This is a genomic window from Herbiconiux flava, from assembly GCF_013409865.1.
Taxonomy (GTDB): domain Bacteria; phylum Actinomycetota; class Actinomycetes; order Actinomycetales; family Microbacteriaceae; genus Herbiconiux; species Herbiconiux flava.
Genome location: NZ_JACCBM010000001.1, coordinates 3389468 through 3403018, shown reverse-complemented (window position 1 = coordinate 3403018; position 13551 = coordinate 3389468). Strand labels below are relative to the sequence as shown.

Genomic DNA, 13551 nt, shown 5'->3' with positions numbered 1-13551 from the left:
TGTCGTTCTACTGCGGGCTGAGGGACTGGAGGGCGGCCCGGTTCGTGGGGTAGAGGGTCTCGTCGGCGATCAGGCCGAGGGCGCGCATCCGCTCGACGATCTCGGCCCGCGGGCGGCTGAACGACAAGGTGACGTCGTTGTCGCCCAGCCAGGTCTTCAGCGCCTCGAAGGTCTCGGCGCCGGTGACGTCGACGTCCGAGACCGCTTCGAGGTCGAGCACGACATGACGGATGTCCGTTCCGGCCGTCACCACCCGCTTCACCGCATCGGCGAACACCGACCCGTTCGCGAAGAACAGCGGCGCGGCGAGCCGGATCACGACCACTCCTGGAGCGGTGGACGTGCCCGGCGGCGCGGCATTCAGCAGCGAGGACTCCGGGTCGCCGTCGGCGGCGAGCACGTCGATCGCGGGAGAGGAGGCGCGCCGCGCCAAATTGATCAGGGCCAGCACGAACGCGACCACGATGCCCGGGATGGCGCCGACGAACAGGGTGACGAGGAAGCAGACCGCACCGACCGCGAACTCGAACCGGTCCTGACGCCAGAGAGTCCGGAACTCGCGAATGCCGAGGAGCGGGAGGATCGCGACACCGACGATCGCCCCGATCGCGGGCGAGGGGATGTGCTCGAGCAGCCCGGTGCCGAAAAGCAGGAGCAGCAGGGTGCCGACGGCGGCGACGAGGCTCGGCAGCTGCGTGCGCGACCCGGCCTGGTCCATTGCCGCGGTGCGGGATGTCGAGGAACCGACGGCGAAGCCGCCCGACGCGCCGGAGGCGATGTTCGCGGCTCCGAAGGCGAGGAGGTCGCGGTTCGGGCGGGTCTCGTAGCGGTGCTTCTCGCCGTAGCTGCGCGCCACCAGCAGACCCTCGGCCATCGTCACCATGGTCAGGGCGATGGCCGAGGGCACGAGCGCAAGCCAGGTGCCCCAGCTCAGGATCGGCCACGTGAGAACCGGCGGCCCGGCGTCGACCGGGCCGAGCACGGAGACTCCCTGTTCCTCCAGCCCGGTCGTGACCGTGACCACCGTCGCGACGATCAGCACGATCAGAGCCCACGGCACCGCCCGGGCAAGCCGGCGCCCCACGAGCAGCACAGCGACCGCCAGCGCCGCGATGAGCACCGACAACCCGTTCAGACCCGGCAGCCCCGTCACGAGCCCCACGACTTTGTCGATGAACTCGCCGCCGGAGTCGATCTTCACGCCGAGCATCTTGGCGAGCTGACTGACCAGGATGTCGAGTGCGAGCCCACCCACGAACCCGATCAGGATGGGTTTGGACAGGAAGTTCGCCAGGAACCCGAGCTTGAACACGGCCGCGAGCACGAACAGCACGCCGCTGATGATGGCCTGCGCGAGAGCCATCGTGAGGTAGTCGGCGCTGCCCGCCACCGCGAGCCCGCCGATCGACGACGCGACGAGGGCGGCCGCGGCGGCATCCGGGGACGCCACCAGCTGACGGGACGACACGACGATCGCGTAGACGATCGCGGGCAGCACCAGGGCGTACAGCCCGGCCGTCGGCGGCAGCCCCGCGATCTGGGCGTAGCCGATGTTGAGCGGCACCGCGATCGCGAGCAGCGTCACACCGGCGACGACCTCGGTCGCGGCGTTCCGCAGGCTCAGCCCGGTGAGCGGCCGGATCGGTCGTGTCGGGTGCGTCGATGCCATGGCGGCGCTCACATCCTCGGGGGCGGGGTCAGGGCGACGGCCGGCAGGGCGGACGTGACGACGGCCGGATGCCCGGCGCCGTGCAGCGCGTCGGCGATGGCCTGCACGACCGGGGAGCAGATCGCCGGAGCCGCCAGGGGGTGGTGCCAGAAGCGCACGAGGAGCACCACGCGATCGGGCTCGCTGCTCTGCAGCAGAACAGTCCCGGCGCGGGCCTTGTCGACGCCCTCGACCGACGCCACCGCTTCGGCGATCAGCGACCGGACGGGTTCCGCCCCCTCTGCACCGGCCTGCACGCGCACCTCGACGTCGGAGCGGCGGAGGCCCAGCTCGGAGTGATTGACGAGCGGCGACTCGAGCACCTGGGAGTTCGGGATGTGGACGTTGCGTCCGTCGCGCGTCACGATCACGACACTGCGTCCGTTCAGCTCCCTGACGGCTCCGACGTACCCGCCCACCTCGATCTCGTCGCCGACCTTGATCGGGTGCCGGGTCTGCAGCACGAGGCCGGCCGCGAAGTTCGCGGAGATGCCCCGCAGTGCGAGCACGACGACGGCGCCGACGATCAGGGCGACCGCGATGAGCGGCTGGACGGAGGCGCCGAGGAACGCGAAGGCCACCCCGATGCCGACGAGCAGGATCGCGTAGCGCACGATCCGGGCGGTGAGGATGGCCGCCCCCTCACCGATTCCCTGCATCCTCCGCAGCACCGCCAGCACGCCCCGCTTGGCGAACACCGACAGGATCCAGGCGGCGACGATCGACGCCACGGCGAAGCCGATGTCCCAACCGCTGATCGAGGGCGAGGCGAGCAGCCCGCTCAGATCGGGCGGGGTGACGGCGGCGGGCGGGCCAGGCAGGATCAGTAGGCCAGGAATGTCGACACCGCCTTCTGCAGCTGCAGCACCGCGATGACGAGCACGAGCGCGGCGTTGAGCACACTCGTGTGCGAGGCGATCCAAGTGCGGATGCGCGTCAGCACCGGAGCGGCGGACTCGCCCCGCACGAGCACGAGCACGACGGGTGTCCCGATCGGCAGCACCCCGACGATGCCGAACACCACCAGCGCGGCCACACCGGCGGACGGCTCCACCTCGGCCAGCCGCACGTCGAGCCCGGCCAGCACGGCGCAGGAGGCGTCGACCGGGTTGAGGAGGAAGATGCCGAGCCCCAGCAGGAACGAGCGGCCGGGCGAGAACGTGCTCACCTTCTGCAGCCAGCCGGGCAATTGCGGTGCGGCCGCCGCCACCTCGGCGGGCGACTGCGCCTCGGCCATGGCGCGCGTATGGGCGCGGCCTCGCCGGTAGATCCAGACGGCACCCCCGACCAGCAGCAGGCCGAGGACGAGTCGCACGGTGGGCACCCACACGGGAGGGGCGGTTCGCTCCCGCAGCTCCAGCAGCCCGAAGACGGTGTAGCTCACCCCGAGCGCGACGACGATCGCGACCGCCCAGCCCAGCAGGAACGCGACGCCGTTCTGCCTCGGACGGCCCGACAGCAGCACCGCGACGAGCGCCATGATCGCCAGCGGGCTCATCACGATCCCGAGCGAAAGCGGCAGCAGCGACGCGACCAGATCCCCCACTTCGGCTCCCAACCTCCGCTCGTGTCCTCATCATGGTCTACATAAGTTCGCCTGTCACGAAGAATTTGCTGGCCCTCATGCGGTGGTCGCGTTTAGAGTCGTCGCAAGGTGGGGCCCGGGGGGTCGCATCTCGTGGAGATGGTGGGCGACAGGCTCCCACCCACGCTCACAGGGGAGTGCCGGCCATGGCCGATCTGATCGTCATCGCGTTCGATTCCGAGACCCAGGCCGAAGAGGCCTACAACCAGATTCAGGCATTGCAGAACGACCTCGTGGTCGAGCTCGCCGGCCTCGCGCTGGTGAAGGTCGACGGCGAGGGCAAGACCCACGTCGAGTACCCGGGAACGGTCGGAAAGATCGGCATCGGCGCAGCCGGTGGAGCTCTTTTCGGCGCGCTGATCGGCATCCTGTTCTTCATCCCGTTCGCCGGGCTCGTCTTCGGCGGCCTGTTCGGCGCGCTGTTCGCCGGCATCGACAAGACCGGCCTCGACGCGGAGTTCCGCGACCGGGTGAAGAGCACCGTCACCGCCGGCAAGTCCGCGGTCGTGCTCTACGCGGTGAAGCTCACCGAGGACAAGTTCGCCGCCGCCCTCGCCCCCTACCAGGGCACCGTGGTGCAGACCTCGCTTTCCGAGGAGGACGAGAAGACCCTCATCCACGACCTCGCCGAGAAGAAGTAGCCGAGCGGATGACCGAACTGCACTTCGGGCCGGTCGAGATCCTGCTCGTCGGCTTCGGCAGCGACCGGCCCGACCCCGGGCTCGTCACCGCCCTCACCGACACGCTCGAGACCCAGGCCGTGCGCCTGATCGACATCGTGTTCCTCAGACGCGACACCGACGGGGTGCTCACGGCGCAGGAGATCGAGGACGTCTCCGACGAGTACGGCTTCGGCACCGTCGAGCTCGAGGCGTCCGGCATCGCCGGCGGTGAGGACCTCGACGAACTCGCGGAGCAGGTGCCGCCGGGAACCTCGGCCGCCGTCGTCGTTCTCGAGCACGTCTGGGCCCGCCGGCTCGGATCGGCGCTCGCCGCGTCGGGGGGCGAGGTCCTCGCCGCCGAACGCATCCCCGCGCCCGTCGTCAACGACCTCCTCACCGAACTCCGGAGCTGATCGATGCCCCTCTTCAACCGCTTCGGCCGGCCCGGCCTCCTCGGGCTCGCCGCCCGCACCGCCGTCGTCGCCGGGACCGCCTCCGCGGTCTCCGGCGGCATGCGCAACGCCCAGCAGCGCCGCGCCCAGCAGTCGGCCGAGGCAGCCGACTACGAGGCCCAGCAGCAGCAGGCCGCGATGCAGGCGGCGGCCCAGCAGGCCGCTGCCCAGCAGGCCGCCCCGCCGCCCGCCGCCTCCGCCGGCTCCGGCGGCGACACCATCGCCGAGCTCGAGCGTCTAGCCGCCCTGCACACCGCCGGCGCCCTGACCGACGCCGAGTTCTCCGCCGCCAAGGCCCGGATCCTAGGCTGATGGCCGGCGACGACACGACCCCGAAGGTCGGGCTGCCCGGTCGGCTCGCCGGGGTGGAGTTCGACGGGGAGCTGCCGGCCCGCACATCCGTCGCCGTCGTCTTCGACGAGCTCGACTACCAGTTCGCCTGCCAGGCCTACCTCTGGGCGCTGCCCCTGGTCTCGTATGCGCAGTGGAAGACGCAGCACTACGACGTCTTCGGAGCGACAAGCAGCGACCTCGTGCGGTATCTGTCCTACCAGGACCGCCTCGGGCTGATCACGGCCAATGCGACGACCCCGTACATCCTGAACTTCTTCGACCTCGCCGAGACCGGGCCGCTCGTCGTCGAGCTGCCGGCCGGGCCGACCGCGGGCGGAGTCTCGGACTTCTGGCAGCGTGAGGTCGGGGCCATGGGCGAGATGGGGCCGGATCACGGTGAGGGTGGCAAGTACGTCATCCTCGCGCCGGGGGTCGATGCTCCCGACGGGATCGAGGCCGACTACCGCACGCTGCGGTCCTCCGGCGTCAACATCATGTTCGGGTTCCGCACCCTCGACCCCGATCCGGCCCGTGCCGACGCCCTGGTGCACGCCGTGCGCATCCACCCGTACGCCGACCGTGCCGATCCCCGCCCCACCCGCATCGTCTCACCCGACGGCCGCCCCTGGACGGGCGACCAACCGCGGGGCCTCGACTACTGGCGGCGCCTGCACGAGATCTACCAGAGCGAGATCGTCGACGAGCGCGACCGCTTCTACCTCGCCATGCTGAAGCAGCTCGGCATCGAGAAGGGCAAGCCCTTCGCTCCGGATGCGCGGCTGCAGGGCATCCTGGAGCAGGGCGCCGCGGCGGGCGAGCTGATGGCCCAGGCGAACACCTTCGCCAAGCGCTTCGAGCAAGGATCGTACTGGCCCGACCGGGCCTGGGAGCAGGCGATCGTGCTGGACGACTCTGCGCAGCGAGGCGAGGGCTACGACGAACTGCTCGAGCGTGCATCCTGGTTCTACGAGGCGGTCAGTTTCTCGGAGGCCATGAAGAGCACGACGCCGGGGGTCGGCCAGGCCTACCTCGGCTCGTACACCGACGCGGCGGGCGAGTGGCTCGACGGAGGCCGGGACTACACCCTGCACGTGCCGGCCGAAGTGCCCGCCAAATTGTTCTGGTCGGCGACCGTGTACGACGTCACGACGCGGTGCCTGATCGACAACGAGCAACAGCGTGGCGACCGCGGCTCGCGCGACGAGGAGCTCGTGGTGAACGAGGACGGGTCGGTCGACTTGTACTTCGGTCCTTCGGCGCCAGCGTCGGGCGAGGCGAACTGGGTGCAGACCATCCCCGGGCGGCACTGGTTCTCGTACTTCCGGTTCTACGGGCCGCTCGAGCCCTACCTCGACCGGAGCTGGAAGCTCGGCGACATCACCGCGGTGGAGGCGCGGTCGTGACCGAGAGACCGCTGGTGCGCGAGCGCGGCTGGTGGGGGCTGTTCGCCGGCATCATCCTGGCCGCGGTCATCGCGTACCCGCTGTCGGCGGCCGTCGCCTTCGCGACCCACCCGCGCACGCAGCGACTGTTCGGCGACGCGCTCGACGACGCGAGCCGCGGTGGGTTCCAGGCGTTCTGGTGGCTGATCGCGATCCTGCTCGCGGCGCTCCCGGTCGCCGCGGGCTTCGCCATCGCGAAGCTCGACCGCCGCGGGCTGCAGGTCGTGGCCGCGGTGGTGGCGCTGCTCGTGATCGTGGTCGTGGTGCTGGCACAGCTGTTCGTCTACTGATCCGCCGGGTGCCGGGTCGCCGCGCGCCGGGCTCCGTGTCGCTGCGCGCCGGGCTCCGCGTCGCGCCACCGGCCGGGCGGGCGCACGCTCTTGCAGCCGATTCAGCTGATTCAGCCGGTTCGACCGGTTCAGCCGATTCAGTCGCCGGAGATGGCCGCCAGCAGCTCGCGCCAGTCCGGGCCTGACACCTCGATGCCGGGGCCGAGCAGAGAGAAGTGCTGGGCGTCGTCCGACGTGGTCTCGGTCAGGATGGCCAGGGTCGCCCGGGCACCTGGCCGACGGATCGACCACACGCCAGGCCCGACCGCGGAGACCTTCAGTGGCAGCGCACCCGACTCGAAGGTCGCCGAGCCTCCCAGAGGCGAGGGGAGCCCGGCCGGAACCTCGCGGTCGCGTTCTTCCCAGCGCCGGTACTGGTGCCGCCAGGCCACGACGTCCTCGTCGTTCCAGCCGGCCGGATCGTGATCGATGCCCCGGCTGCTGACGAACTGCTCGTACAGTTCGCCATAGCCGTCGCGTTCGGCTTCACCATCCATCGTTCCAGCCTCCGGCGCGCCTGCCGCGCAGAGAAGGGGCCGACCGGCTCGCTGTCCACAATGCGAAACCGGTCGACCCCTGCTGCACCGGTCACGGATCGCAGCGAGCATCGACTGGGCCGAGCGGAGTCGACAGTGGAGCAGCGGGGCTCAGGGGCGGGCGTAGTGGGCCGCGAGGCGGCGGAAGCCCTCGTCGAGGGGGACGGCCGGGGCCCAGGCGAGCGCGTGGCGGGTCGCGCGCTGGTCGAACCAGTGGGCGGTCGAGAGCTGCTCGGCGAGGAAGCGCGTCATGGGCGGCTCGTCGGCGCCGGGGCGCAGCGCCCACCAGCGCTCGACGGCGCCGCCCGCGGCCCGGGCGAGACCGGCCGGCACGCTCCAGCGCGGGGGCTGCACGCCCGCCGCGAGGCAGATCCCCGCGAGCAGCTCGGCCACGGGGCGCGGCTCCCCGTTGGTCACGACGAAGGGGCGGCCGTGGGCGTCCGGATGCGCGGCCCGCTCCAGCGCGGACGCGATCGCCGTGGCGGCGTTGTCGACGTAGGTGCTGTCGATGAGGGCGGTGCCGTCGCCGAGCAGGGGCAAGCGGCCGTGCCGGGCGCGGTCGACGACACGCTCGACGAGCTGGGTGTCGCCCGGCCCCCAGACGATATGCGGCCGCACGGCGATCACGGCGAAGCCCGGCCGGTCGCGGGCGAGCGCGAGCAGTTCCCCCTCGGCCTTCGTGCGCGCGTAGAGACCCCGCGCCCTCGCCGGGTCGGCCGGGTCGGCGCCGGCACCGACGAGCGAGTGACCCGCGTGGGCCACCGACGGCGACGAGACCTGCACGAAGCGTTCGACGCCCGCCCGCTCGGCGGCCTCGAGCAGCAGGCGAGTGCCCTCGACGTTGACCGCCGTGAATTCCTCGGGGTCACCCGCGAGCGAGACCTTGGCAGCCAGGTGCACCACGGAATCGACGCCCTCGACCGCCCGCGCGACCGCGTCGGCATCCGTCACCGACCCCGCGAGATCGGTGACGGTCGCCAGTCCCGACGGCCGTCGCTGCAGCGTGCGAACGGTCTGCCCGCGCGCGACGATCTCCGCCGCGACGGCCCGCCCGAGCAGGCCACTCGCTCCGGTGACGAGAACGGTCACGGTGCGCTCAGCCGCCGGCCCTCGAGCGCGGCCTCGGCCCAGAGCGACAGCCCCGCCCGGTCGATCTTCGAGTTGTGCCGGATGTCCGTCGGCAGCTGCGCGACCGTGAAGACCGCGACGAGCGGATGCCCGACCGACTCCCGCACGTCCCGCGCCAGCTCGGGCGCGGCGAGCGAGGCCCGGCGCGCGCGGGGCTCCGCCTCGACGACGGCGACGAACTGCCGGAGGCCCTGCGGACCCACCCCCACCACCGCCGCGCGGCGCACCGCCTCGACGGTCTCGATTGCCTGCTCGGCGCCGACCGGGGCGACCGGCCCGTCGGTGGTCGCGATCACGTGCGGCACCCGCCCCTCGATCCACAGCCGCCCGTCGGCGTCGAGGTGCCCGACGTCGCCGGTGCGATGCCACCGTCCACCAGAGGGGGTGTCGCGCTCGGCCTCGCGGTCGGTCAGCCAGAGCCGGTCGTAGCCGCTCTTGAGGTGGGGCGCCGAGATCAGCACCTCACCGAGCACGCCGGCCGCCGTCGACGGCGAGCCGGTGGCGCGTCCGAGGGCATCGAGCGCACTGATCCGCGCCTCGACCCCGGCGATCGGATGCCCGACGCACACTCCCTCGTCACGTGACGCCGAACCACCCGAAGCCGACACCGCGGCAGACCCAACCGACCCGACCGCCCGCACCGACCGCACCGACCGCACCTCCTCGAGCGTGATGTCCGACACCAGCAGGCACTCGGTCATCCCGTAGATGGCATGCGCCGTCGCGTTCGGCATGAGATCGACGAGGTCGGAGAGCATCCGCTCGCTCACCGGCGCCCCGGTCGACAGCACCGTGCGCACGCCCTCGAGCACGGTGCGCTCGCCCGACTCGAGCTCGCCCGCTGTCGCCACCACGTTCAGGATGGCCGCGGGGGAGAGGAACACGATGTCGGCCGCGGCCGCGGCGACCGCTGCCGCCACCGCGCGGGCGGTCAGCGTGCGCGGTGCCGAGACGTCCATCTCGGGGGTCGACGACCGGGCGCCGAGTGCGGGCCCGAGCAGCGCGAACGGCGCGAATCCCGTCACGAGACCCGAGTCGGGCGTGACGGCGAAGTGCTCACCCAGCGCATCCCGCACCGCCGACAGCTGGGCGTGCGTGTAGACGACGCCCTTCGCGGGGCCGGTCGACCCGGAGGTGTACAGGATCGCGGCGGGCTCGTCGGGCCCGGGCGCCGGCGGAACGGCGACGGACGGCCAGTCGAGCAACTCGCGCAGGCTGACGGTCACACCCAGCGCCCGCGCCGAGGCACGCGGCAACCGCGCGGTCGAGATGCGGATGCCCGGCCAGCCGAGCGCCCGCGCCGCCGCCAGCCCACGGGTCTCGCCGATCACGTAGTCGGGGTAGGCGCCGCGGAGCGCCCGGCCGAGTCCCTGCACGCCGAGGCCCGCGTCGGCCACGACCACGACGGCACCGAGCCGCAGGCAGGCGTAGACCACGGCTGTGAGGGTCGCGCCCGGGATCGTCAGCAGCGAGACGCGGTCGCCCTTCCGCACGCCCAGGCGGTGCAGTCCGGCGGCCAGGCGGGTGACGCGGTCGTTCAGGGTTCGCCACGACACGCGCCGCACGCCCTCACCGCGCAGCTCGATCACGGCGTCGGTCGGGTCGTCGCGCCGCTCCTCGAGCCGCGCCCACAGCGGTGCGAAGTCGACGGATGCGCGATCCGCACGGTCGCCGTCGGCCCCCGCCGCCCCGTCCGCGCCCGACGCCCCCTCCGAGCCCGACGCCCCCTCCGAGCCCGACGCCGGAACGTATTCGCCCAGCCACGTCAGCACCGACTCCGCCACCGGCGCGTCCTCGGCAACGAGGTGTCCCGCACCCTCGAACCGGTGCACCTGCGCGTGCGGCAGCCGCCCGACGAGGTCGTCGAGGTACCGGTCGCTGAAGATCGGATCCCGCGGCCCCCAGAGCATCAGCGCCGCTACCCGCAGCGCGGCGACGTCGGCGGCGAGCCGGGTCAGCCGCGCGTGGCTCGGGTGCGAGGCGTCCACGGGGATGTCGGCGACGAACGCACCGATCCCACGGCGGCGCGCGGCCGTCGGGTACGGCGCGCGGTACCCCGCGCGCACCGACGGGGCCAGCGGCGGCGCGGCCAGCGAGAGCGTGACGTCGAGGAACCCGGTGGTCTGCACGGAGCCGGCCCCGAGCATCCCGCGCGCCCTGGCGAGCCGGAGCGGCGCCGGGATGGGCACGTCGGCGGGCTGGTGCACGGCGGTGTTCAGCAGCATCACGCCGGCCAGCGACTCGGGGTGGGTCGTCGCCCAGCCGAGCGAGATCACCCCGCCCCAGTCGTGCCCGAGGGTGACGACCGGCCCGGTGAGGCCGAGGGCGTCGGTGAATGCCGAGAGATCGTCGATGCGCTGCGGCAGCGTACGGGCTGAGCCGCTGCGCGAGGAGTAGCCCATCTCGAGCTGGTCGACCGCGACCACGCGCCAGGCCGGCCCGCCCGAGCGGGCGGCGTCGAGAGTCGCGGCTACGACGTGCCGCCAGAGGTACGACCACGTCGGGTTGCCGTGCACCGCCAGTACGGTGCCGACCGGCTCCACCCCGAGGGCGGCCAGCGCATCCGCTGTGTCGACGTAGTGCCAGGAGTCGTCGCCGACGCTGAGCAGCCGTGAGTGGGCGGTGTCGAACCCGTCGAGCCCCGCAGGAGGCAGCGCGGCAGGAGCGACGGCGGGGCGGGCGGCGGAACGGGCGGGAGACGGCGAGGCCGTCACCAGGCGATCTCCATCAGAGCCGTGTTCAGCCCCGACCCCACGCCCATCAGCAGCACGCGGTCGCCGTTCTTCAGCGTCTTCTGCTCCTCGGCGAGCGTGATCGGGATCGACGCCGGCCCCACGTTGCCGAGATGCGGGTAGGTCACCGGCACGCGGCTCTTGTCGAGCGTCGCGGCCCGCACCATCGAGTCGGTGTGCACCGACGAGACCTGGTGGGTGATGTAGCGGTCCATCTTGCCCCAGCGCCACTCGGTCTGCGCCTCCTTCCAGGCGGAGAGCACGAGGTCGAGCCCGCCCTTCAGGAGTGCCCGCGCATCCGTGAACATGCCGTCGACGCTGCCGACGCAGAGCTCGTGGAACTGCGTGGCGGCCCGGGTGACCCCGCCCAGGATGCGGTGGCCGGACGGATGCGCGTCGGCCGGCCCGATCACGGCGGCCGCCGCTCCCGAGCCGAGGGTGAGCGAGGCGAACTCGCTCATGAAGGCCTCGCGGTCGATGTCGTCGCGCAGCAGCCGCTCGATCGTGTTGACCTGGATCTCGTCGGCGTCCTCGCCGTTGACGATCAGCGCGTACTTCACCTGGCCCGACTCGATCATCGCGGCGGCCAGGGTCATCCCGGTCACGAAGCCGAGGCAGGCGTTCGCGACGTCGAAGTTGATGGCCGAGCTGGGCAGCCCGAGCCCGTCGTGGATGCGCACGGCCACCGAGGGTTCGAGGTGCTGGCGGGTCACCGAGGTGTTGATCATGAGCCCGATCTCGGAGGCGTCGATGCCGGCCTCGGCCAGTGCGCGGCGCCCGGCCGAGATCGTGGCGGCGTCGGAGCTCTCGCCGGGGCCCCAGTTGCGTCGCTCGAGCACGCCGGCCACGCGGCGCAGCAGACCGCTCCGCAGCTTGAGGCGCTTGAGCGCCACGGCGAGCTTCTGCTCGATCTCGTCGGAGGTGGTCACCCTCGACGGGATCGTGCTCGCAACGGACAGCAGTGCCACGTTACGGAATCGGGTAGTCGAATTGCCGGTCACGAATCCTCCGCGGCTCTCCAGAACGCGCGTGATCGCACGCGCGAGACCAGTAATCTACAGGGAGTGCGCTGGGCGGACGCTGAACCGGTCATCCTCGCATCCTAGGCACGCCGTGCCCTCGACTGCACACGGAGGCCTTCCGAGGGGTTGCCGAACCCCTGACATCACCCCCGGAAAGCGGGCGTAGCATTGCCCGCGTGATGCGCCCAACCCTGACGACGGTCGGCGAACTGCGTGCCTCCGGGCACGTGCAGAAGACCCTCCGCACCGAGATCCGCGACAACCTCCTCGACGCCCTCCGGGAGGGCCGCGACCCCTGGCCGGGCCTGCACGGCTTCGAGTCCACGGTCATCCCGCAGCTCGAGCGCGCGCTCATCGCGGGGCACGACATCGTGCTGCTCGGCGAGCGCGGCCAGGGCAAGACCCGGCTGCTCCGCACCCTGTCCGGCCTCCTCGACGAGTGGTCGCCCGTGATCGAGGGATCCGAGCTCGGCGAGCACCCCTACGAGCCGATCACCAGCGTCAGCCTCCGCCGTGCGGCCGAGCTCGGCGACGAGCTTCCCATCGCCTGGCGCCGTCGCGAGGAGCGCTACGTCGAGAAGCTCGCCACCCCCGACACGAGCGTGGCCGACCTGATCGGCGACGTCGACCCGATGAAGGTGGCTGAAGGCCGGTCGCTCGGCGACCCCGAGACCATCCACTTCGGCCTCATCCCGCGCAGCCACCGTGGCATCGTCGCGATCAACGAGCTGCCCGACCTCGCCGAGCGCATCCAGGTCGCGATGCTCAACGTGATGGAGGAGCGGGACATCCAGATCCGCGGCTACGTGCTGCGGCTGCCCCTCGACGTCCTCGTCGTCGCGAGCGCCAACCCCGAGGACTACACCAACCGCGGCCGCATCATCACCCCGCTGAAGGACCGCTTCGGCGCCGAGATCCGCACCCACTACCCGACCGAGCTGGCCGACGAGATCGCCGTCATTCGCCAAGAGGCCGAGCTCGTCGCCGACGTGCCCGACTACCTGATCGAGATCCTCGCCCGCTTCACCCGCAACCTCCGCGAGTCGGCGTCGGTCGACCAGCGCAGCGGCGTCAGCGCCCGCTTCTCGATCGCCGGTGCCGAGACGATCGCGGCGGCCGCCATCCACCGTGCGACCCGCCAGGGCGAGCAGGAGGCGGTGGCCCGCCCGGTCGACCTCGAGACGGCGGTCGACGTGCTCGGCGGCAAGATCGAGTTCGAGTCGGGCGAGGAGGGCCGGGAGGACGAGATCCTCGACCACCTGCTCCGCACCGCGACCGCCGAGACCGTGCGCGCGCACTTCCGCGGCGTCGACTTCGCGCTGCTGGTCGACGCGCTCGAGAGCGGCTCGCTCGTCACCACGGGTGAGCAGGTGGCCGCGCGCGACTTCCTCGCGGGCCTGCCCTCGCTCGGCGAGTCCGAGCTCTACGACGAGATCGGCGACCGCCTCGGCGCCACGAACGACGGCCAGCGCGCCGGCGCCATCGAGCTCGCCCTCGAGGGCCTCTACCTCGCCCGCCGGGTGAGCAAGGAGTCGGGCGGCGGCGAGACGATCTATGGCTGAGCGGGCTGTGGCTGAGGGGGCGGCTGCCGTGTGCGCATCCGTTCACCGCGCATCTGTTCG

Annotated in this window: 13 protein-coding genes; 6 read left to right on the top strand and 7 right to left on the bottom strand. The window is 72.1% G+C overall.

What is annotated here, in order from left to right:
• Positions 1-7: 7 nt before the first annotated feature.
• From BJ984_RS16255 to BJ984_RS16245, 3 genes are all read right to left on the bottom strand, one after another.
• Entirely contained in the window at positions 8-1669 is a 1662-nt protein-coding gene (locus tag BJ984_RS16255) for a SulP family inorganic anion transporter (RefSeq protein ID WP_179548883.1), read from the bottom strand.
• Positions 1670-1677: 8 nt separating this feature from the next.
• Positions 1678-2439 (bottom strand): mechanosensitive ion channel family protein, encoded by a 762-nt coding sequence (locus BJ984_RS16250; RefSeq protein ID WP_179548882.1) that lies wholly within the window; start codon positions 2437-2439, stop codon positions 1678-1680.
• A gap of 92 nt (positions 2440-2531) precedes the next feature.
• Positions 2532-3254, bottom strand: coding sequence for a GAP family protein (locus BJ984_RS16245; protein ID WP_179548881.1), 723 nt, complete (start codon positions 3252-3254; stop codon positions 2532-2534).
• Positions 3255-3439: 185 nt separating this feature from the next.
• Here BJ984_RS16245 and BJ984_RS16240 point away from each other — a divergent pair, with 185 nt between their 5' ends.
• Genes BJ984_RS16240 through BJ984_RS16220 form a run of 5 tightly spaced genes read left to right on the top strand, consistent with a single transcriptional unit; the run spans position 3440 to position 6472 of the window.
• On the top strand, positions 3440-3934 hold the full coding sequence (locus BJ984_RS16240) for a DUF1269 domain-containing protein (RefSeq protein ID WP_179548880.1): 495 nt from the start codon (positions 3440-3442) through the stop codon (positions 3932-3934).
• 8 nt (positions 3935-3942) lie between these two features.
• Positions 3943-4368 (top strand): DUF6325 family protein, encoded by a 426-nt coding sequence (locus BJ984_RS16235; protein WP_179548879.1) that lies wholly within the window; start codon positions 3943-3945, stop codon positions 4366-4368.
• A gap of 3 nt (positions 4369-4371) precedes the next feature.
• Positions 4372-4719, top strand: a complete 348-nt coding sequence (locus BJ984_RS16230) for an SHOCT domain-containing protein (RefSeq protein WP_179548878.1) — start codon at positions 4372-4374, stop codon at positions 4717-4719.
• A complete protein-coding gene (locus tag BJ984_RS16225; RefSeq protein ID WP_179548877.1) occupies positions 4719-6143 on the top strand; it encodes a DUF1254 domain-containing protein in 1425 nt (474 codons plus the stop codon). The genes BJ984_RS16230 and BJ984_RS16225 overlap by 1 nt, the downstream gene beginning before the upstream one ends.
• A complete protein-coding gene (locus tag BJ984_RS16220; RefSeq protein WP_179548876.1) occupies positions 6140-6472 on the top strand; it encodes a hypothetical protein in 333 nt (110 codons plus the stop codon). The genes BJ984_RS16225 and BJ984_RS16220 overlap by 4 nt, the downstream gene beginning before the upstream one ends.
• A 137-nt stretch (positions 6473-6609) precedes the next feature.
• On the opposite strand, the gene BJ984_RS16215 is transcribed toward BJ984_RS16220, so the two are convergent.
• The 4 genes from BJ984_RS16215 to BJ984_RS16200 all read right to left on the bottom strand — a co-directional run bounded on the left by BJ984_RS16215 (position 6610) and on the right by BJ984_RS16200 (position 11908).
• The gene (locus BJ984_RS16215; protein ID WP_179548875.1) at positions 6610-7008 is read right to left on the bottom strand and encodes a hypothetical protein; all 399 of its coding nucleotides are present in this window, start codon (positions 7006-7008) and stop codon (positions 6610-6612) included.
• 150 nt (positions 7009-7158) lie between these two features.
• Positions 7159-8136 carry an NAD-dependent epimerase/dehydratase family protein gene (locus BJ984_RS16210; RefSeq protein ID WP_179548874.1) on the bottom strand — a complete coding sequence of 326 codons (978 nt, stop codon included), beginning with the start codon at positions 8134-8136 and terminating at the stop codon, positions 7159-7161.
• On the bottom strand, positions 8133-10889 hold the full coding sequence (locus BJ984_RS16205; protein WP_179548873.1) for an alpha/beta fold hydrolase: 2757 nt from the start codon (positions 10887-10889) through the stop codon (positions 8133-8135). The genes BJ984_RS16210 and BJ984_RS16205 overlap by 4 nt, the downstream gene beginning before the upstream one ends.
• Complete coding sequence (locus tag BJ984_RS16200; RefSeq protein ID WP_173181612.1) at positions 10886-11908, bottom strand: 3-oxoacyl-ACP synthase III; 1023 nt, start codon at positions 11906-11908, stop codon at positions 10886-10888. Before BJ984_RS16200 ends, BJ984_RS16205 begins: the two co-directional genes overlap by 4 nt.
• A gap of 200 nt (positions 11909-12108) precedes the next feature.
• Between BJ984_RS16200 and BJ984_RS16195 the strand changes: the two genes are divergently transcribed.
• Positions 12109-13491 (top strand): magnesium chelatase ATPase subunit I, encoded by a 1383-nt coding sequence (locus BJ984_RS16195; RefSeq protein WP_179549521.1) that lies wholly within the window; start codon positions 12109-12111, stop codon positions 13489-13491.
• The last annotated feature ends 60 nt before the right edge of the window (positions 13492-13551 follow it).

Bases quoted from the DNA above. Each gene is read 5' to 3' on its own strand.
- BJ984_RS16230 (WP_179548878.1), top strand. From the start codon at position 4,372: ATGCCCCTCTTCAACCGCTTCGGCCGGCCCGGCCTCCTCGGGCTCGCC.
- BJ984_RS16255 (WP_179548883.1), bottom strand. From the start codon at position 1,669: ATGGCATCGACGCACCCGACACGACCGATCCGGCCGCTCACCGGGCTG.
- BJ984_RS16225 (WP_179548877.1), top strand. From the start codon at position 4,719: ATGGCCGGCGACGACACGACCCCGAAGGTCGGGCTGCCCGGTCGGCTC.
- BJ984_RS16240 (WP_179548880.1), top strand. From the start codon at position 3,440: ATGGCCGATCTGATCGTCATCGCGTTCGATTCCGAGACCCAGGCCGAA.
- BJ984_RS16235 (WP_179548879.1), top strand. From the start codon at position 3,943: ATGACCGAACTGCACTTCGGGCCGGTCGAGATCCTGCTCGTCGGCTTC.
- BJ984_RS16195 (WP_179549521.1), top strand. From the start codon at position 12,109: ATGCGCCCAACCCTGACGACGGTCGGCGAACTGCGTGCCTCCGGGCAC.
- BJ984_RS16215 (WP_179548875.1), bottom strand. From the start codon at position 7,008: ATGGATGGTGAAGCCGAACGCGACGGCTATGGCGAACTGTACGAGCAG.